This is a genomic window from Pseudomonas sp. nanlin1, from assembly GCF_045571515.1.
Lineage (GTDB): Bacteria > Pseudomonadota > Gammaproteobacteria > Pseudomonadales > Pseudomonadaceae > Aquipseudomonas.
Genome location: NZ_CP124218.1, coordinates 2,401,699 through 2,422,382 on the forward strand (window position 1 = coordinate 2,401,699; position 20,684 = coordinate 2,422,382).

General features: G+C 61.1%; 14 protein-coding genes and 1 pseudogene. 3 read left to right on the plus strand and 12 right to left on the minus strand.

The annotated features are described in order from the left end of the window. Positions 1-33: 33 nt before the first annotated feature. The 9 genes and pseudogenes from QCL65_RS11265 to QCL65_RS11305 form a co-directional block, all read right to left on the minus strand. Positions 34-5,649 (minus strand): M10 family metallopeptidase C-terminal domain-containing protein, encoded by a 5,616-nt coding sequence (locus tag QCL65_RS11265; protein ID WP_407316296.1) that lies wholly within the window; start codon positions 5,647-5,649, stop codon positions 34-36. Positions 5,650-5,938: 289 nt separating this feature from the next. Then, positions 5,939-6,259, minus strand: coding sequence for a hypothetical protein (locus QCL65_RS11270; protein WP_407316297.1), 321 nt, complete (start codon positions 6,257-6,259; stop codon positions 5,939-5,941). A gap of 89 nt (positions 6,260-6,348) precedes the next feature. Then, positions 6,349-7,809 (minus strand): SulP family inorganic anion transporter, encoded by a 1,461-nt coding sequence (locus QCL65_RS11275; protein ID WP_407316298.1) that lies wholly within the window; start codon positions 7,807-7,809, stop codon positions 6,349-6,351. Positions 7,810-7,951: 142 nt separating this feature from the next. Continuing rightward, positions 7,952-9,016 carry an NAD(P)-dependent alcohol dehydrogenase gene (locus QCL65_RS11280; RefSeq protein ID WP_407316299.1) on the minus strand — a complete coding sequence of 355 codons (1,065 nt, stop codon included), beginning with the start codon at positions 9,014-9,016 and terminating at the stop codon, positions 7,952-7,954. A gap of 87 nt (positions 9,017-9,103) precedes the next feature. Then, complete coding sequence (locus tag QCL65_RS11285) at positions 9,104-9,664, minus strand: methyl-accepting chemotaxis protein (RefSeq protein WP_407316799.1); 561 nt, start codon at positions 9,662-9,664, stop codon at positions 9,104-9,106. Next, positions 9,647-10,459, minus strand: a pseudogene (locus QCL65_RS11290) (PAS domain-containing protein); the annotation flags it as partial. The pseudogene QCL65_RS11290 and the gene QCL65_RS11285, both read right to left, overlap by 18 nt. Before the next feature lie 116 nt (positions 10,460-10,575). After that, positions 10,576-12,096 carry a tripartite tricarboxylate transporter permease gene (locus tag QCL65_RS11295; protein WP_407316300.1) on the minus strand — a complete coding sequence of 507 codons (1,521 nt, stop codon included), beginning with the start codon at positions 12,094-12,096 and terminating at the stop codon, positions 10,576-10,578. Beyond that, positions 12,093-12,620: a tripartite tricarboxylate transporter TctB family protein gene (locus QCL65_RS11300; protein ID WP_407316301.1), complete on the minus strand. Its 528-nt coding sequence runs from the start codon at positions 12,618-12,620 to the stop codon at positions 12,093-12,095. The genes QCL65_RS11295 and QCL65_RS11300 overlap by 4 nt, the downstream gene beginning before the upstream one ends. 47 nt (positions 12,621-12,667) lie before the next feature. Further along, positions 12,668-13,675, minus strand: coding sequence for a Bug family tripartite tricarboxylate transporter substrate binding protein (locus QCL65_RS11305; protein ID WP_407316302.1), 1,008 nt, complete (start codon positions 13,673-13,675; stop codon positions 12,668-12,670). 232 nt (positions 13,676-13,907) lie between these two features. Here QCL65_RS11305 and QCL65_RS11310 point away from each other — a divergent pair, with 232 nt between their 5' ends. From QCL65_RS11310 to QCL65_RS11320, 3 genes are all read left to right on the plus strand, one after another. After that, positions 13,908-14,924, plus strand: a complete 1,017-nt coding sequence (locus tag QCL65_RS11310; RefSeq protein ID WP_407316303.1) for a 4-hydroxythreonine-4-phosphate dehydrogenase PdxA — start codon at positions 13,908-13,910, stop codon at positions 14,922-14,924. 129 nt (positions 14,925-15,053) lie between these two features. Then, the gene (locus QCL65_RS11315) at positions 15,054-15,269 is read left to right on the plus strand and encodes a DUF6434 domain-containing protein (RefSeq protein WP_407316304.1); all 216 of its coding nucleotides are present in this window, start codon (positions 15,054-15,056) and stop codon (positions 15,267-15,269) included. Beyond that, complete coding sequence (locus tag QCL65_RS11320) at positions 15,266-16,405, plus strand: glycerate kinase (RefSeq protein WP_407316305.1); 1,140 nt, start codon at positions 15,266-15,268, stop codon at positions 16,403-16,405. The genes QCL65_RS11315 and QCL65_RS11320 overlap by 4 nt, the downstream gene beginning before the upstream one ends. A 1-nt stretch (position 16,406) precedes the next feature. Here QCL65_RS11320 and codA read toward each other — a convergent pair whose 3' ends face one another. From codA to aceA, 3 genes are all read right to left on the minus strand, one after another. Then, positions 16,407-17,678, minus strand: a complete 1,272-nt coding sequence (gene codA / locus QCL65_RS11325) for a cytosine deaminase (RefSeq protein ID WP_407316306.1) — start codon at positions 17,676-17,678, stop codon at positions 16,407-16,409. A gap of 11 nt (positions 17,679-17,689) precedes the next feature. Beyond that, entirely contained in the window at positions 17,690-18,967 is a 1,278-nt protein-coding gene (codB, locus tag QCL65_RS11330) for a cytosine permease (protein WP_407316307.1), read from the minus strand. 147 nt (positions 18,968-19,114) lie between these two features. Next, positions 19,115-20,440 carry an isocitrate lyase gene (gene aceA, locus QCL65_RS11335; protein WP_407316308.1) on the minus strand — a complete coding sequence of 442 codons (1,326 nt, stop codon included), beginning with the start codon at positions 20,438-20,440 and terminating at the stop codon, positions 19,115-19,117. Between the last annotated feature and the right edge of the window lie 244 nt (positions 20,441-20,684).

Genomic DNA, 20,684 nt, shown 5'->3' on the forward strand with positions numbered 1-20,684 from the left:
GGCGGCGCTCCGCTAGGCCCCGATCTTTTGATCTCAAACCAGCACATCGGCCGCATGCAGTTCCTTCACACCCACCAGCTGGATTTCGAACTCCGCCGCGCCGTCGGCATTGCTGCTGCCGTACAACACGCCATCGACGAAGCGCAGTTGCCCGGTCGCGTCGGTATCGAAGGCGTTGCTGCCGATAAAGGTGAAGGCGTCATGCTCGGCGGTGAGGGGGTTAGCGTCCAGGGCCGAGAAGTCCAGTTTGTCACCCTCGGCGGTCTTGAAGCCGTTGATGACGTCCCGCAGTGCCCCCAGGCCCATTTCGCCGACGCTGGCAAACACATAGGTATCGGCCCCGGTGCCACCGGTGAGGGTGTCGCTGCCGTTGCCGCCGATCAGGGTGTCATTGCCCGAACCGCCAACTATCGTGTCGTTGCCATTGCCGCCGTGAAGCACGTTGTTGCCACTGTTGCCCGTCAGCACATCGGCGTATTGGCTGCCGCTGAGGTTTTCGATGTTCTTGATCGAATCCAGCCCCGAGCCGCCGGTGTTCTGTTGCGCGCTAGTGGAGATATTCACGCTTACCCCGCTGCTGGCAAAGGCATAAGACAGGGTGTCTACACCAGCGCGACCGTCCAGCAGGTTAGCGCCCGCCCCGGCATACAGGGTGTTGTCCAATTCGTTGCCGATGGCGTTGGCGCTCAAGCCGGTGGCGATGACCAGGTTCTCGACGTTGGCCGTTAGAGTGTACGTCGCCAAGCTGCTGAATACCGTATCAACGCCGCCAGTCTGTTGGTCGCTGTTGGTTTCGATAACGTGGTCGTCCACGTTGTCGACCACGTAGCGGTCGGAGCCGTCGAGGCCCTTGAGCGAGTCCGCTCCTTCACCACCGTCGAGCAGGTTGGCCGCGTTGTTACCGGTGATGAAGTTCTTCAGGCCGTTGCCGGTGCCGTTGATTGCCGATATCCCGCCTAGGATCAGATTCTCCAGGTTAGCCCCGAGGGTCCAACTGACGGAGCTTTGCACGGTATCGATCTGCGACAGTGAGGGGTTGGTTTCTTCGATGATATCGAAGGCATTGTCCACCACGTAGATGTCGTTGCCGTCACCGCCGATCATGGTGTCGGCACCCAGGTCGCCGTTAAGGATGTCGTTACCGGCGCTGCCGACCAGGGTATCGTCATCGTCGGTGCCCAAAATCGAGCCGCCTTCGTTCTGGTTGCCCTGGGTAATGTCGCTGGCCTTGTTGTTATCGTCGGGGTTGCCCTGGAAGCCCAGGTCATTGGCGATGGCATCGGCCAGGCGTTGGCCGACGATTTCCGCCGACTCTTCATGCAAATGCCAGACGTCATCCGGATACACCAGCGGATCGACTTCATAGCGCAAGGGCAGGTCGGTGTAGTCCACCGCCAATTTGACGTCATCACGTTCGGCGACCAGGGCTTCCTGGGCGGCGCGCACGTATCCGACCCCTTCGACGATCGAGGCGATTTTCTCCTCGCTATAGCCGCGAGCGCGGGCGGCGTCTTGCTGGTAATGCCCGGTCTCCATCAGATACACCGAGAAGTCACCCAACTGCGCGTGCAGGTAGTCGAAAACTTTTTCAGTGGAGGCCTTGTACTGGGCTGCGGCTGCTGCTTTGTCGGTGGCACGGGCGATTTCCTGGGCGGCTTCTTCGCCCTGGCCCCAAACGATTCCCATGGTCACTTTATCGATGGCGCTGAGTTCGGCCATTTGCCCTTTGAGCAATTCTACTGCCCGCAACAACGCCGGACCCGGCTCGTTGGTGTCGGTCAACCACCAGCACAGGCGCATTTCTTCGGCTGAACCGGTGGATAGCCCCGATACGGTGCTGCCGCCCACGGCGACGTCGATGCCATTGCCATCGGCATCGGTGAATTGGCTGCGCACGTCGTAGTTGGTGTAACGGCCGAGGTCGTTGACCATGCGCGAGGTGCCGGACTCGTTGTCGTCCTCGGTCATGCGCATCAGGCGCGCGTTGGACTGGCCGAGGGTGGGCAGGAAGAGAATCTCTTGGGGCGCGCGCTCGGCGAAGACAAAGTCGTCTGCGGTCAAGGTGTTGAGCAGGTTACCCGCCAGGGCGATTTCGAAGCGGTTGCCGTCGGCGTCGGCTTCGGCGGATTTGATGTAGGTCTTGTCGCCCGCCTCGTTGAGCGTCATATACAGCGTGTGGCTGCTACCGTCGCCAAGCCCGAGGATGCCCAAGGCCGAGACGTCGATTTTGTCCTCGCCGTGGGTGAAATCGTAAAGGGTGTCGGTTGCGGTCAGGCCGCCGCTGTCGTAGTCACGGTAGCTGTCAGATACCGCCGAGTAGCGGAAAGTGTCCGCACCGGCGCCGCCGTACAGCGAGTCGCGGCCTTCACCACCGTCAAGAATATCGTTGCCGGCTGCACCACGCAGGGTATCGGCGCCCGCCAGGCCCAGGATCAAATCGTCGCCGCTGCCGCCGACCAGGGTATCTGCCAAGGCGCTGCCGGTAACGGTCTGGGCCGGGGCATCGGCCACACTCAAGGCAAAGCCGTCGCTGACCGACGCGCCAGTCGGGTCGCTGGCGGTCACCAGTACCCGGTAATCGCCTGCCGCGTCCGGCCCAGGTGTGCCGCTGAAAGTCAGCGTGGTGCTATCGAAGGTCATCCAGCTGGGCAGGGCGCTGCCGTCGTCCAGGGTCGCCACGTAGGTCAGGGCGTCATTGTCGGGGTCGACGAAGCTGGTATTCGCTAGGGTATAAGTGAAAGCCGTTTGCTCGGTGGCGGTCTGGTCTTGCAGCAGGTCAGTGACCACCGGCGCCGAGTTGCTGGGCGTGTCTTGCCCGGCGAAGACAAAATGCGAGCTGCCCAGGCCGGCCAGGTAGTTACCCGCCAGAGACACCTCAAAACGGTTGCCGTTGGCGTCTGCTACGCGGTCCTTAATATAGGTGCGGTCGAGGCTGGCGTTGTAGGTGACCTGCAGGGTACCGTTCAGGCCATTGCCCAACCCGGTATAGCCTAGGGCGGAGACGTCGATTTTGTCGGCTTTGAGGTCAAAGTCGAGAATCTGGTCGCTGGCCGTGGTGGTTGCGGTGCGGAAACTGTCCTGGGTGGAGGTGAAGCGAAAGATGTCCGCGCCGCTGCCACCTGTGAGTTTGTCGGCACCTGCGCCACCGTTGAGGATGTCGTTGCCGCCACCGCCATTGAGCACATCATTGTCGGCGCCGCCGAGCAATTGCTCATTGGCAGCAGTGCCGATCAAGGTGTCTTTGCCCGCAGTACCAGTGATCACCCCGGCATTGCTCGCCGGGGTGTCTTGCACGGCAAGGACGAAGGCGTCGCTGCTGGCGACTTTGCCGTCGCTGGCGCTGACTTTCACTTCGTAGCTACCCGCTGCACTGTCGCCAGGGGTGCCACTGAAAGTACGTGTAGCGGCGTCGAAGCTGAGCCAGGTGGGCAGAGGGCTGCCGTCGGCCAGGGTAGCGCTGTAGTTCAGGGTGTCGTTATCGGCGTCGGTGAACGCGATGGCCGGCACGGTGTAGCTGAAGGGCGTGTTCTCGCTGGCATTTTGGTCGGCCAAGGGGGTGGCCACCACTGGCGCGTTGTTGCCCGAGCCTGGAGTGTTGGCAAACACAAAGTTAGCGGCCGTCAGGCTGTTGAGCAAATTGCCTTCGAGGGCAATTTCAAAGCGGTTGCCGTTGGCATCGGTGTCCAGGGATTTGACGTAAGTCTTGGTCCCGGCGCTGTTGAGCACCAGGTAAACGGTGCCGTTCTTGCCGTCACCCAGGCCGGTGAAGCCGATGGCAGAGAGGTCGATGCGGTCTTCGCTGACTTTGAAATCCGTGATGGTGTCACCGAGGTTGGCGCCGCCGGCATTGTAGTTACGAAAGCTGTCCATGCGGTCGCTGAAGACAAAGGTATCGGCGCCCGCGCCGCCGCTCAGGGTATCAGCCCCGGCGCCGCCATCCAGGCGATCGGCGCCACCGGCACCGCTGAGGGCGTCCGCGCCTGCCAGGCCCAACAAGGTGTCCGCCCCTTCGGTGCCTTGGAGCGCGTCGTTACCGCTGGTGCCCTGCAGCACGCGGTCGAAGACAAAATGGCTAGCCTTCAAGGTGTCTACCAGGTTGCCGGCCAGGACCAGCTCGAAGCGGTTACCGTTGCTGTCAGCGGTGAAGTCTTTGATATAGGTGCGGTCGCTGCTGGCGTTGTAACTGACGTTCAGGGTGCCATCCAGGCCACTGCCCAGGCCGGTATAGCCCAGGTCGGCCAGGTCGATCTTGTCCTGGCTGACGTTAAAGTCGGTGATGGTGTCAGCGAACGAGGCGTTAGCCGTGCGATAGCTGTCGGTGAGGGTGTCGAAACGGAAGGTATCGGCACCGCTGCCGCCGGTTAACTTGTCGGCGTCGGCGCCGCCTATCAGGGTGTCGTCCCCGGCGCCGCCCAGTAGGGCGTCTTTGCCGGCCAGGCCGAGAAGAATTTGCGCGCCGTCACCACCATTGAGGGTGTCGGCCCCAGCCGTGCCTTGCAGTGTCTGCACCGGCGCTACATCGCTGACGAAACTGCCGTCGCCATAAACCAGTGCAGAGCCCTTGGACGTATGGCTGATGGTATTGCCGATGATGCTGTTGCGGTCGGTACCGTCTTCATTGCGCTCGGCCACGCCATAGGTGGAGAGGGCGCTGCCAGTAATTACGTTGCCCTGGATAACGTTGTCGCTGCCATTGAAGTATTTGCCGGAGACACCCGCAGTGTCGTCGTAGGACTGAATGATGACTTCAGGCACAGGGTTTGCCAGTGAGTTGTTGGTCAGGGTGTTGTCGACCACCTCGACACCCGAGCTCCCGTAAATGCGTACCCCGGCACTGCCGTTGTCGTGGATGTCCACACCGCTGACGCTGACGTCGCTGGACAGCTTGATCAATACACCCTCGGCGGCGTTGCCATACACCGCGCCGCCACTGATGGTGATATTGGCGGGGGACGGGATATTCTCACTGCCGCGCTGGACCACGATGCCGGTGCTGCCGTTGCCATAGGCAACGTTGTTGGTCAACGCGAAGTCGTGGGTGTTGGTGACGACGTTGAAGCCGTGACGGTCGTTGTCATACGCCACGTTGTTTTCGAACACGCTGTCGACCAGGTAATCGGCGACGAAACCATCCAGCCCATTGCCGTGGGACACGCTGTTCTTGATGACCATGTTGTAGGTCTGTTCGTGGGGATCGAAGCCGTAGCCTGAGCAGTCTTTGATTTCCACGCTGTCCAGGGTGACGTTGGAGTCATGGCCTTCTTTGCCAGGAATGAATCCATTGAACCAGCCATCGACCTTGCCGGTGGTGTTGTCGCGGTTACCGTCGATCGTGAGGTGGCTAACGCCGAAATCGTGGGTTTCTTCCCCGTAGGCTGAACGAATGATGCCGGTGACTTTGGTATCGGACCCGTCCGCGAGCTTTACAACGGTTTCGCCCATGCCGTCGCCGGTGATGTGCACGTTGCTTTTAATCATCAGGCAGCCATCTGAAGGCTCCTCACCACCTGAAACAATGAAGGTACCTGTGGGGATGTAAACTTCTCCGCCCCCTGCTGCTGCCGCCGCATCAATGGCCGCCTGGATTGCCGCAGTGTCGTCAGTCAGGCCATCACCAATCGCACCGAAGTCTTTTACGTTGTAAATCATAGTGTTAGTTCCGTGGCGTGAGCCTTGAGAGGCGGAATGTCAAATAAATAACGCACGAGCACTATGAACCCATTTTTTGGGAAAAGTTATAGCCGTACATCGGCGGATTTCAGACTTTTTTATGACGAAGCGCCATTAAAATGGCGTATGCATAGTTGGCGGCAGGCGATTTCGAAGGGGAGGTGGGCTGGCGTCTTTAATTTGACGCGCGCAGGGCATTCGTTTAAAAGCAAAAAAACAAAAAGCCCGACGCAGGGTCGGGCTTATACGAAACGGATGCAGCTAGCAGTTACTTGCTGCCGCTACCCGATGCACCGCCCGAGCCGCCACTGCTGCTACCGCTGCCGGATCCACTGCCGTTGCCACTGGAGCCGCCTGCGCCGGTGTTGTCGGTACCGGTGGCGCTACCGCCGCCGCCGTTGCCTTGGCCTTGATTGACCATGTCGTCGTCGGCCGCACTTTTAGTGCTGCTGCCCGTGGCGTCGTCACCGGTACCCATGGTGCTGTTGGTGCCAGGGCTGACAGGGCCGGAGGCGCCAGCGAAAGCGGCGACCGAAGCCGCCGAGAGCAACGCCGCGAGGGTAAGGGATGCAATATTTGTCCTGAGCATGGGGCTTTCCTTATTTAGGGATGGGACGTGGGACTACTTGTATTTGGTCCCGCCTAGTGCCCGCGAGGTGCCAGCGATCCGACAGGCGGTCATGTGGTTGCCAGCTCGATGGTGACGCCGGCCCGCTGCAACAGCCGTTCATTGCGCTCGGATAAATGATTGAGTACAAACCGTTTGCCGAATCTTGCATAGCGCGCCGCCAGCCCTTCGAGTGCAGCGATCGCCGAGTGGTCGACCAAGTGCAGGTAGCGGCAGTCCACGGTCACCTGCTGAGGATCGTTCTGCGGGTCGAACAAGGCTTGAAAATGCGTGGTCGAGGCGAAGAACAGCGTGCCATGGGGTGTGTAGGTCTTCTGCCCAGGGATGGACTCGTCGATATCGGCACGCACTTCCCGCGAATGTTGCCAAGCGAACGCCAGCGCGGCGATGAGGATGCCGCACAATACGGCAGTCGCCAGGTCAGTACAGACGGTGATGACAGTGACCGCCACAATCACCAGGGCATCATTGAGCGGGACTTTACCGAGCACCCGCAGCGAACCCCAGGCAAAGGTTTGTTGTGCCACCACGAACATCACCCCGGCCAGGGCGGCCAACGGAATACGCTCAATAAGGGGCGAGAGAAACAGGATAAACAGCAGGATCATCACGCCGCTGACCACCCCCGACAGGCGACCGCGGCCGCCCGAACTCAGGTTGATCACGGTTTGGCCGATCATCGCGCAGCCGCCCATGCCCCCGAATACACCGGAGGTGATGTTGGCGAACCCCAAGGCGACGCACTCGCGGTTAGGCTGGCCACGGGTTTCGGTCAATTCGTCGGTTAGGTTAAAGGTCAGCAGGGTTTCCAGCAAACCGACCATGGCCATCAGCACGGCGTAGGGCAGGATGATACGCAGGGTCTCGCCATTCATTGGCACGCTTGGCCAATGCCAGCTCGGCAGCCCGCCCGCGATCTGGGCCATGTCTCCTAAGGTGCGCGTCGGCAAGTCCAGCCCGGCGACCATCAGACTTACCCCAACGATGGCGACCAAGGCGGCAGGCACGGCTTTGGTCAGGCGCGGCAGCAGATAAACCACGGCCATGGTCAGCAAGGTCAGGCCCACCATCACCAGCAGCGCAGTGCTGTCCAGCCACTGGCCCTGGTGGTTCTTGAAGTGCTCAAGTTGCGACCAGGCGATAACGATGGCCAGGCCGTTGACGAAGCCGAGCATCACGGGATGGGGCACCATGCGTACCAATTTACCCAGCCGTAACAGCCCGAACAGCATCATAAAGACGCCACCCAGTACCACCGTCGCTAATAAATACTCGACGCCATGCTGTACCACCAATGCCACAATCACCACGGCCATGGACCCGGCCGCACCGGAAATCATTGCCGGGCGCCCGCCAAGCAGGGCGGTGAGGGTGCAGATGATAAAGGCGCCGTAGAGCCCCATCAGCGGGTTGACTTGGGCCACCAAGGCAAAGGCGATGCATTCGGGCACTAGCGCGAACGACGAGGTCAGGCCAGCCAGAACATTGCCGCGTAGATCTTTCAGGGACATAGGTTACCTTGCAAGCGCAAATGCCCCACGGCCGAAGGCGGCGTGAGGGCAATTGGAGATATTGGAATGGCGCGATTATAGCAGGGTGTGTTGCGTGTGGGCAGGCCGGCGACGGGCTGGACGCCCGCCGCCAGCCGGCAGGTCAGGCAGCGTTGGATTCTTTTTTCAGCGAAGCCATGTCGATCACAAAGCGATATTTAACATCGCCTTTGAGCATCCGCTCGTAGGCTTCATTGATGTCCTGAATCGCAATGGTTTCGATGTCAGACACGATCCCATGCTTGGCGCAGAAATCCAGCATGTCCTGGGTCTCTTTGATACCGCCGATCAACGAGCCGGCCAAGCTGCGGCGCTTGAAAATCAAACCAAACACATTGGGCGAAGGATGCGGGCTGTCCGGCGCGCCCACCAGCGTCATGGTGCCATCGCGCTTGAGCAGGTTGAGGAATGCGTCCAGGTCGTGGGGCGCGGCGACGGTATTAAGGATAAAGTCCAAGCTATTGGCTTTCGCGGCCATCTGCTCGGCATCCTTGGACACCACCACTTCATCGGCGCCCAGGCGCAGGCCATCATCACGTTTGTTCGGCGAGGTGGTGAACAGCACGACATGGGCACCCATGGCATGGGCGATCTTGACCGCCATATGGCCCAACCCGCCGAGCCCGACGATACCGACTTTCATGCCGGGGCCGACCTTCCAGTGGTGCAGTGGCGAATAGGTGGTAATGCCCGCGCACAGCAGAGGCGCAATGGCCGCCAAGTTGTCAGTTGGAGCGATGCGCAGGACGAATTGCTGCTTGACCACGATAGAGTCGCTATAGCCACCCAAGGTGTTTTCGCCGCCGAACACCGGGCCGTTATAAGTGCCGGTGAAGCCGTTTTCGCAGTACTGCTCTTCGCCTTCGGCGCACGATGCGCAGCTCTGGCAGCTGTCGACCATGCAACCGACACCGGCGAGGTCGCCGACCTTGAACTGGCTGACATTGCTGCCCACCGCGGTCACGCGGCCGACGATCTCGTGGCCGGGTACGGAAGGGTAGAGGGTATTTTTCCATTCGTTGCGCGCGGTGTGCAGGTCTGAGTGACAGACACCGCAGTAGAGAATTTCGATCTGTACGTCGTCTGCCGCCGGGTCGCGACGCTCGAAGCGGTAAGGCTTGAGGGGCTCGGTGGCACTTTGGGCGGCATAGCTATAGGCCTGGGTCATGGTGTATCGCCTCCTAGGCTTGAAAATAATCAGTCAAGCATAGACCAGCCCCAGGCTAAATCGTTTCTCCCTTTTTCGACGAGCTTGTCAGACCGAAAACTGATTGGCGAACTGGCCGATCGCATCGACAACCTTTTGCGCCCCGTCGCGGATTTCCAGAATCGCCGAGCCCGCTTCCCCGGCCAGTATTAAACCTTCGTCGGCGTGACGCCGGCCGGTGCCCATCAAGGTCACGGCCTGGCTGGCCAATTGCTGATTCTGCTGCACGACGTTGGTGATCTCCTCGGTGGCCGAACTGGTCCGGGAAGCAAGTTGCCGCACTTCGTCCGCCACCACCGCAAAGCCGCGGCCCTGTTCGCCGGCGCGCGCCGCTTCGATGGCGGCGTTGAGCGCCAGCAGGTTGGTTTGCGAGGCAATCGCACTGATGGTCTTGATGATCGTCCCGATCAGTTGCGACTGTTTATCCAGGGCTTCGATACCGACGGTGGCCTCTTGCATACTCTTGGCCAGATCGCGCAACACCTCCACAGTTTCGCCCACCACTTCGGCGCCTTTCTGCGCCACCGTGTCGGTCTGTACGGATATGCCGTAGGCCACGCTGGCAGCGCTCGACACTGCCTGGTCACGGTTGACCTGATCGGTGATCACGGTGGCGAACTTGACTACCTTGTACAGCCGGTCATTGGCATCGATCACCGGGTTGTAGGAGGCCTCCAGCCACACGGTCTGGCCACGGCTGTCCACGCGTTTGAAGCGGTCGACGACAAACTCGCCACGGCGCAGTTTGTCCCAAAACGCCGTGTATTCAGGCGAGTTGTATTCCTCGGCCACACAGAATTGGCGGTGGTGCTTGCCTTTGATCTGCTCCAGGGTGTAACCCAGCGCGTGGAGAAAGCGGTCATTGGCGGTAATGACTTCCCCCTCCAGCGTGAACTCGACCACCGCTTGCGAGCGCAGCAAGGCCTTGATCAGGCTTTCGTCTTCGCGTGAGCGTTCGATGGTACGGGTGAGGTCGTCGGCATAAATGGAAAAATGCAGCACTTGACCCGCGCTGTTCTTCACCGGCTCCACGATCGAACGCAGCCAGGCTTCACGGCCGTCACCGCGCAGCAAACGGATGGTCCCACTAAAATGCTCGCCGCGGGCCAAGGCCGTGCGCAATCGCTGGAACGGCTCCAAGCGTTTAGCGTGCTCCGGTACCAGTTCTTCAATGGGACGCCCACTCAACGCCCCCGGGCGATAGTGCATTTCATGTTCGAAATTTGGGTTGACCGACTCGAATTTCCCGGCGGGGTCCAGGGTGATCGCCATCATTTCTTCGTAGAGGCTATGCCTGACCTGTTCATGCGAGGACAGTTGCTCGCGGAGGGCGGCGACTTCCTGACTCAAGCGCTTATTGAACATTAGATTCTGTATCCGGGGGGAGGGCTGGTCCATTTGCATCGGCCTGGCGTGCTTTTCCTTGAGGTGCCAGAGGCCTGATTTTGATGACCATTTATCCGTTACAAGATCGGGGGACGTAGAGGGGGGCTTGCCCCCGACCTTTTGCTCTTATCCGTTTACGATACGCGTTGCAGGCGCCGGGTTCTCAGACCGGTCAGGGTTTTCAGACCGCGGGCCAGCAGCGGCCAAAACAGCATCAGCAAAGCAGCGGTGGTCAGCGAGCCCACCAGGGGGTTAGACCAGAAAATCCCCAGTTCACCATTGGAAAACAGCATCGACTGACGGAAAGCATCTTCAGCTTTGTCACCTAATACCGCTGCCAGCACTAACGGTGCAATCGGGTACCCGAGTTTCTTGAACACATAACCCAGGGCGCCAAACACCAGCATCATGGCCACGTCGAACAGCGAGTTATGCACCGAGTAAGCGCCTATGGCACACACCATCACAATGATCGGGGCGATGATCGAAAAAGGAATACGCAAGATCGAGGCGAACAGCGGCACGGTGGCCAACACCACGATCAGACTGACCACGTTCCCCAGGTACATACTGGCAATCAGGCTCCAGACAAAGTCGTGTTGTTCGACAAACAGCGTCGGCCCGGGGTGCAAGCCCCAGATCATCAGGCCGCCGAGCATTACGGCAGCGGTGGCCGAGCCGGGAATGCCCAGGGTCAGCATCGGCAGCAGGGCACTGGTGCCTGCAGCGTGATCAGCGGTTTCTGGGGCTATCACGCCTTCGACTTCGCCTTTGCCGAAATTCTCGCGGTTTTTCGAAAAGCGTCGGGCCAGGCTGTAACTCATGAACGAGGCCGCCGTCGGTCCGCCAGGGGTAATGCCCATCCAGCAGCCCACCAAGGTACTGCGCAGCCAAGTCAGCCAGTAGCGGGGCATTTTTTTCCAGGTGCGCAGGATCACCATGGGCGTGATCCGCGCGTGTTCGCCGCGAAACACCAAGCCTTCCTCGACGGTGCAGAGGATTTCGCCGATGCCGAACAAGCCGATCACGGCCACTTCGAAGCTGATACCCGAGAGCAACCAGGGCTGGTCGAAGGTCAGGCGCAAGTCGCCCGACACGGTGTCCATGCCAATGGCCGCCATGGCAAAGCCCAGCATCATTGCCACCAGGGTTTTCAGCGGCGGGTTTTTGCTCATGCCAATGAAAGTACAGAACGCCAGCAGATACACCGCAAAGAATTCCGGCGAGCTGAACTCCATGGCGAACGCGGCGATACGGGTCGACAGGAAGGTCAGCAGCAGTACCCCGACCAGCGCCCCCAGCAGGGCTGAACTGAACGCCGCGGTGAGCGCCTCGCCGGCTTTGCCTTGGCGGGCCATGGGGTAACCGTCGAAGGTGGTCGCGACCGAGGACGGCTCCCCGGGAATATTGAACAGAATCGAGGTGATGGAGCCGCCGAACAGAGCGCCCCAGTACATGCATGACAGCAGGATGATCGCCGACGTCGGCGACATGGTGAATGTCAGGGGTAACAGTAACGCCACCCCGTTGGGTGCACCCAAGCCCGGCAGCACGCCGACCAGAATGCCCAGCAGCACGCCAATCACCATCAGGCCAATGTGTCCTGGGGTGAGAATCAGGTTCATGCCTTGCATCAATGAATCGAATTCGCTCATGTCAGTGCTCGCTTCGCGGCATTCGCCAGATCGCCCAGGGGGCCTGCATCCAACGGGACTTTGAACCAGAGGGCAAAAATCAGGTAACTGGCCAGTGCCGCGCCGCCCGCTACGCTGGTGATCAACAACCAGCCGTAGGGCTTTTGCCGAAGGCGGTCGCGCCACATGAACCAGGCGATAAAGCTGAACGAGGCCAGGTACAAGCCGACAAAGGGCATGCTGGCGACAAACAGCACGATCGGCACGAACACACTTAATACGCGGCCGAACGCTTCTCGGCTGACGAACGAGGCATCCCCCGTGGTGCGCCGCAAGAGCGCCAGCAGCATATTGGCCAGGCTGGCCGCAGTGAGCATCAGGCCGATGTAGAACGGAAAGTAACCAGCTTCCGGGCCGGCGTCGCCCCAGCCGATGCCGCTGGTATAGCTGCCGTACATAACGATCGCACCGAGGGCAGCGGTAAACGTGGCCAGGCCTAGCTCGACCCAACGCGTGGCCACCAACGATGAAGTGGACGTGGACATGGCACATACCTCTCGCTAAGGGCGCCAGCACGGCGCCCTGGGTGGGCTTACTTCAACCAGCCGGCATCTTTGAACACCGGGCTCACCCGCGCCGTATCTTTCTCGATGTAATTGACCAGCCCTGGACCGTCGAGAAAGGTTGGCACCAACGCATTGCGCGCCATGTACTCTTTAAACTCAGGCGCTTGGCTGACTTTACGCAGCAGATCCACGTAGAAGTCGCGCTGCTCGTCCGTTACGCCACCGGGCATGAACACCGTGCGTGGAAAGCGATATTGGTCCACACCCAAGCCCTGCTCCTGGCAGGTGGGAATGTCGGCCCAGGCCTGCGTCGCCGTGGCTTTTTCGGTGTAGCCCATACGTTCGCGGCTGAATACGCAAAGCGGCCGTACCTGCTCGCCACGCCACTGGCTCAGGCTTTCGGCCGGGTTGTTGACGTTGGAGGTGATGTGTTTGCCGGCCAACTGGGTCGAGGCTTCGCTGCCGCTTTTGAACGGTATATAGATCAGCTTGCTGCCCGTGGTTTTGTTCAAGAGCAAGGTGAGGGTCTGGTCGACGTCCTTGGACTGGCTACCGCCCATGCGCATTTTGGCCGGGTCCGCCTTGACTGCCTCGTAATAGGCTTTGGCGTCCTGCCAGGGAGCGTCTTTGTAGGTCCAGAGGATAAAGTCGTCCTCGGCGATGGCCGCCACGGGGGTCAGGTCGGTCCACTGGTAACCCATCTTGGCCACCAACGGCAGCAGGTACACATTATTGGTGCCAATCACCAAGCGCTCGGCCTGGCCTGCGCTCTGCTTCATTTCCAGGAATGCCTCGGCGCCATTCCCACCGCCTTTGTTCATCACCACGGTACTGACTTCCAGCAGCTTGTGCTGGGTGATGATCGACTGAATCAGCCGGCCAAGCTGGTCGGTGCCGCCGCCTGGCCCGCCGGCGACCAGAATCTCGACGTTGCTGTCCGGTTGCCAGGCCGCCAGCGCAGGCAGGCTGGTGGCGCAAAACAAGCTGCAGGCGGCGAGCAGGTGCGCGAAGGGACGACCGATAGCAGTGGGCATAAATACCTCGTTATTGTGTTTGTTATGGTGGGCTGAGTGTGGGAAAGGCTGCGATGCCCGTCTAGTCAAAAAATCGCATACACCGATAACCTTGGGCTATGGCGCATTGTGTGCCACGAGCGATAGCCAGGGGTTATGGCCGTATAAAGAGGTTTGATTAGACGGTTATCGGTGCCCCGCGGGTATCATCGGGCAGCTACCGCCTTAATAATGATAAGCATAGAGGTCCCCCATGAGCACGAACCTACCCCGTATTGCCTTGGTACTCGGTGACCCGGCCGGGATTGGCCCCGAACTGATTGCGCGTTTGCTTAGCGACCCCCAGGTCCGCCAGCAGGCGCGCTTCGTGCTTATCGCCGACGAAGCGGAGACGCGGCGAGGCATGGACATCGCTGGGCAAGCTTTTGTGTTTCGAGCTGTTAATAGCTTGGAAAATCTCGATTTCGCGGATGACGTTCCGCTGCTGTTTGCGTTTCGAGGGGCCGCCCAGGGCGAATTTCCACGTAACCAAGCCAGCGTCATCGGCGGCCGCTATTGCCTCGACACCCTGGAGCAGGCCCTGCGCTTGACTGCCGACGGTGGCACCGATGCAATCATCTTCGGCCCGTTGAACAAGACCTCGCTGCACATGGCCGGTATGGCCCATAGCGACGAATTGCATTGGTTTGCCGAGTATTTGGGCTATCAAGGCCCGTTCTGCGAATTCAATGTGCTCGATGACCTTTGGACCTCCCGTGCCACTTCCCATGTGGCGCTGGCCGAGGTGCCGGGCATGATCACCCATGAGCGGGTGCTCGAAGCCATTCAGTTGATCGACAATGAACTCAAACGTAGTGGCTTGGCAGCTCCTCGCATCGGCGTCTGTGGGCTCAACCCGCACAACGGCGACAACGGCAGCTTCGGCCGCGAAGAACTGGACATCATCGGGCCCGCCGTAAAGGCCGCGCGGGCGGCGGGCATCCAGGCCGATGGGCCATACCCGGCCGACACTATCTTTCTTAAGGTGCAAGGCGAGCGCAAAGCCTTTGATGCGGTGGTCACCATGTACCACGACCAAGGCCAGATTGCGATCAAACTGATGGGCTTCTCTCGGGGTGTCACGGTGCAGGGCGGCTTGCCGATCCCAATCACCACACCTGCCCACGGTACCGCCTTCGATATCGCGGGGCAGGGCAAAGCCAATGTCGGCGCCATTCGTCAAGCCTTCGAAATTGCCTGCCGCATGGGCCGGGCCGTCGCGGCCAGCTGAGTGTTAAGCCCACTCCTACCCCATCCGCCATCGTAGGAGGGGGGCTTGCCCCCGATCTTTCGACATTGCCTGGCATGCGCCAATCGCTTATACCTAGGGCTTGGACTAAGGCCCTAAGGAGGCGCCGCCATGGCATTGGACTGGCACCGTGCCCCGCTTAGCGGGGCCACGATCATCGATGCGAACTTTAAAAAAACCCAAAATGTTCGACGTTTTCTCCGTGCTGAATGTGGCGATAATTTCACGTTCGACCGCTCCCTGATGGCTTGGATCGATGCAGGCGGGGCGACCACCCTGAGTGATATCGCCCAGCAATGGCGGCACCGCCAGGGGCTGGCCCGGTGAAAATTGTCATTGCCCCAGACTCTTTCAAAGACAGCCTAAGCGCCGAAGCCGTGGCAGTTGCCATTGCCGAGGGCGTGGCCGAGGCCCTGCCAGATGCCCTTGTGCTGTGTTGCCCCATGGCCGATGGCGGCGAAGGCACGGTCGAAGCCATTCTGGTCGGTTTGCAGGGCGTATTAAAGCAAGCGCAAGTCAACGGCCCTTTGGGTGTGCCGGTCACGGCGCGCTGGGGCTGGGTGCCCGATGTGCGCATGGCCGTGATCGAAATGGCCGAGGCCAGTGGCTTGCAATTGCTCGGGCTAGCTCAGCGCGATGCCACCCGCAGTTGTTCCTACGGCACCGGGCAATTGATCCTGCAAGCCCTGGATGCTGGGGCACGTAAAGTGGTTCTGACCATCGGTGGCAGTGCCACCAATGATGGCGGAGCGGGCATGCTCAGCGCCCTTGGTGCGCGCTGGCTGGGTGCCGACGGCGTGCCACTGGCGCCGGGCGGCCTGGCCCTGGCTGACCTGGCCACGGTCGACCTGAGCCAACTGGACCCTCGGCTTGAGCAGGTCCAGTTCGAGGTGGCTGCCGACGTCGACAATCCGCTGTGTGGGCCCCACGGTGCTTCCCATGTGTTCGGCCCGCAGAAGGGCGCGTCAGCGCAACAGGTGGCAGCGCTGGATTCGGCCTTGGGGCATTTTGCCGATGGCTGCGCCCAGGCCCTCGGCCGCGACATGCGCCATGAACCCGGCGCAGGCGCTGCCGGAGGCATGGGGTTCGCGGCCAAGATGTTCCTTGGCGCCAGCTTTCGCCCAGGGGTCGATGTGGTCGCCGAGTTGGTAGGGCTGGCCGATAAAGTGCAGGGGGCCGACTGGGTGATCACCGGTGAAGGCCGCTGCGACCAGCAGACCCTGCGCGGCAAGACCCCCATCGGCGTGGCCCGGGTGGCTCAGCGTGCAGGCGTGCCGGTGGTGCTGCTGGCCGGCACCCTGGGTGAAGGCTACGAGGCCATCTACCAACACGGCATCGCCGCGGCCTTCGCTCTGGCCCCGGGCCCCATCAGCCTGGCCGAGGCGTGTGAGCAGGCGCCACGGCTGCTGCGCGAGCGCGCCCGCGATATCGCTCGCCTCTGGGCCGCGGCCCGCCAGGGCTGACTCAGCCGTGCGCGGCCTGGGCTGGCACCTGGGCCAGGTGGCTGAACTCCACCCGCTCCGGTACGCGGGTCATCAATACCTTGCCCGCGCGAATCGACACCCTGGCTTTGACCTGGCGGCGCACGGCTTCGTAATCGCTTTCGGCGTCCAACACCACCAGATTGGCCGGGCGCCCCACTGCAACACCGTAACCTTCGCCCAGGTTGAGGGTGCGGGCGCTGTGGTCGGTGACCAAGTCCAGGCTGCGTGCCAGGTCTTCAAAGCCCATCATATGGCAGATGTGCAAGCCGGCATCGAGCACGCGCAGGATGTTGCCATTGCCTAAGGGGTACCAAGGGTCCTTGATCGAGTCTTGCCCGAAGCACACGTTCAACCCCGCGCGGTCCAGTTCGGCCACCCGGGTCACGCCGCGGCGCTTGGGAAAGGTATCGAAGCGGCCTTGCAGGTGGATGCTTTCAGTCGGGCAGGAAACAAAGTTCAGGTCGGCCTGTTTCAACAGGCGAAACAGCTTGGAACAGTAGGCATTGTCATAGGAACCCATGGCCGTGGTGTGGCTGGCGGTGACCCGCGGGCCCATCCCGCGTACCCGGGCTTCTTCGGCCAGCACTTCGAGAAAACGCGAATGGGGGTCATCGGTCTCGTCGCAGTGCACGTCCACCAGGCAACCGGTGCGCTCAGCCAGGTCCATGAGAAATTTGATCGAGCTCACCCCCTGCTCGCGGGTGTTTTCGAAGTGCGGGATACCGCCTACCACGTCGGCGCCCATGGCGATGGCACGTTCCATCAGGGCGCGGCCGCCGGCATAGGACTCGATCCCTTCCTGGGGGAACGCCACTATTTGCAGGTCGATCAGGTGGCGGCTTTCTTCGCGCACTTCGAGCATGGCGGCCAGGGCGGCCAGGGTAGGATCAGTCACATCGACATGGGTGCGCACATGCTGGATACCGTGCTCGGCCAACATGCGCACCGTGGTGTGGGCCCGTTGCTTAGTGTCTTCGTGGGTAATGCTGGCTTTGCGCTGGCCCCAGCGCTCGATGCCCTCGAACAGCGTGCCGCTCATGTTCCATTGCGGTTGGCCGGCGGTCAGGGTGGCGTCCAGGTGAATATGGGGTTCCACCAGGGGCGCGATCAGCAATTGGCCGCTGGCATCGATGTCGCCGGGGGCTGCTGCCACGCTTGCGGTTTGCTCCTCGATCGCGGCAATGCGCTCGGCGTTGCAGGTCACGGTGTACAGGCCAGTGCGCTTGCGCAGGGTGGCATTGATAATCTTCATGGGCGTTCCTGTCATCGGGCGTCGTTCATCGGGGGCAGGGCATGGGCGCTTAGGTGCCGCTGGCCGAAGAGTTGTAGCAACAGGATATAGCACAGTGCCGAAGCGCCAATACCCACCAGCGGTGCAATCCAGGGTGACGCATAGGCGAGCAGTGCACCCATGGCGTAGGCCGTCAGGCCGAAGACGTTGTAGCGGGGCAACTGAACACTGGCCAGCGTAGGGTAACGGCCCCGATGGCGGTAGGCGAAGTCAGCCATGATGACCCCACCGATGGGCGGAATGATCGAGCCCAGCAATATTAGAAAGGGAATCAGCCACTCGTACATGCCGCCGATGGCCAGCACAATACCCACCACGGCGGCCACCAAGGTCAAGCTTCGCCGCCGTTCACTGCGCAGCAAGTGGCAGGCGGCCGCGGCGACGTTGTAGATGGTTGGCCCCTGAATCGTCCACAGGTTCAGGCACAGCATGATGACCGCAGCGAACGACAGCCCCTGCAGCATCATCACTTCGACGATGTCGGCCTGTTGATAGACCATGGCGCACCAGGCGCCCGCGACGATCATCAAACCGTTGCCCAGAAGGAAACTCAAAACACTGGCAACCACCGCGACACGGCCGCTGCGCGACAGGCGCGTCCAGTTTGTGGCCTGGGTGGCACCGCTGGCAAAGGTGCCGAAGACCATGGTGATGGCGGCGGAAAACCCCATGCTCTGCTGCGGTACCACCGCCGCCAGCCCCTGCCAGCCACCGATATCCCGCGTGGCGATGACCATGGAAATCACTAGCAAAACAAACATCAGCGGCACCGACAGCCGTGACAGCATGTCCAGGCCTTTGTAGCCCACCAGAGCGGTCAGGCAAAAGCCCAAGCCAAACACTACCATCAGTGGCGAAGTGAAACCCTCCGCCAGCCCAAGGAGTTTCACCAGCACAATCGCGACCGTGGCCGTGCCCCAGGCATACCAACCCAGTTCGGCAAAACCCAGCAACACGTCCGATAAACGGCTGCCGGCTTCGCCAAAGCAAAAGCGCCCCATCAGTACTGTGTTCAGGCCGCTACGCGCCGCGATCCAGGCCAGTGCCGCAGCATAGAGGGCCAGCAGGCTGTTGCCGATCGCGGCGATCCAGAGCATGTCGACCAGGCTAAAGGCGAGGCCAAGCTTGCCACCGGCAAACATGGTGCCGGTAAAGAAGGTAAAACTGAACAGCACCATGGATACTGACAATAGGCCCTTGCGGCCTTCACGTGGTGCTTCGGTGAGGGGGTACTCGGTGGGCGTCGTCATGCGCGGTTCCCTGTCGCAGTGAGTGGGCGTCAGGGCAAGGCAGCAATAATTGGGCCGGGTTGCTGGTAAACGCACCGGGGCCACGCCACGCGCTTAACGCGCGAGGCGGGCCCCGATGGTTGACCACTATGGATGCACCGGTTTGGCTCAGTGGAACTGTTCTTCCTCGGTGGAGCCGGTCAGAGCGGTCACAGACGACTTGCCACCTTGGATCACGGTGGTCATGTCATCGAAATAACCAGTGCCCACCTCCTGCTGGTGAGCCACGAAGGTATAGCCTTTAGCAGCGTCGGCGAACTCCTGTTCCTGCAGCTTGACGTAGGCGGTCATGTCGTTGCGCGCGTAGTCGTGGGCCAGGTTGAACATGCTGTGCCACATGTTGTGGATACCGGCCAGCGTAATGAATTGGTGCTTATAACCCATGGCCGACAGCTCGCGCTGGAACTTGGCGATGGTGGCATCGTCGAGGTTTTTCTTCCAGTTGAAGGAGGGCGAGCAGTTATAAGACAGCAGTTGGTCAGGGTATTCGCGCTTGATCGCTTCGGCGAAGCGGCGTGCTTCATCGAGGTCCGGCTTGGCGGTTTCGCACCAGATCAGGTCAGCGTAGGGCGCGTAGGCCAGGCCACGGGCAATGGCCTGGTCGAGCCCGGCACGTACTTTGTAGAAACCTTCGGGCGTGCGCTCACCCAACACGAAGGGCTGGTCGTAGGGGTCGCAGTCGGAGGTCAGCAAATCGGCCGCGTTGGCGTCGGTGCGGGCCAGGATGATGGTCGGCACCCCCGCCACGTCAGCGGCCAGGCGCGCCGCCGTGAGTTTTTGCACCGCCTCCTGGGTGGGCACCAAGACCTTGCCGCCCATGTGCCCGCATTTTTTCACCGAGGCCAACTGGTCTTCGAAGTGCACCCCGGCCGCGCCGGCTTCGATCATGTTCTTCATCAGTTCATAGGCGTTCAATACGCCGCCGAAACCGGCTTCGGCATCGGCGACGATTGGCGCGAAGTAGTCGATGTAGCCGTCATCGCCCGGGTTTTTCCCGGCTTTCCACTGGATCTGGTCGGCACGGCGGAATGAATTATTGATGCGCTTGACCACGGTAGGCACCGAGTCGACCGGGTACAGCGACTGGTCAGGGTACATCGACTCGGCCGAGTTGTTGTCCGCTGCCACCTGCCAGCCCGACAGGTAGATCGCCTGGATGCCGGCCTTGACCTGTTGCACGGCCTGGCCCCCGGTCAGGGCGCCCATGCAGTTGACGAAGTCTTTATCGGGGCGGAATGACGGCTTGGCGCCTTGGGTGACCAACTGCCAGAGCTTGTCGGCGCCGAGCTTGGCGAAGGTGTGCTCGGGCTGCACCGAGCCGCGCAGGCGCACCACGTCAGCCGCCGAGTAATTACGTGTGACGCCTTTCCAGCGCGGGTTTTGCGCCCAGTCTTGTTCGAGGGCCGCAATTTGTTGTTCGCGTGTCAGAGCCATGGAGATAAACCTCGTCGCATAGGTTTCAATAATAGGTTCGCTCCGCCTGGCACTGCGGTGAGCAGTACACCGGTGGCACTCGCTGGTCAGGCCCGCGCCGACGGCCTTTTGGGCGGTACGGACAGGGTTCGGCTCTGGCTGGTGATTGGCAGAGCGCGCTTGGGAGGCCCCGAGTTAATGGGCCCCTGAACAGCGGGAGCGAGGCCATCATGCCCCTAGGGATTTGGCTCGTCAAACGTTTTGT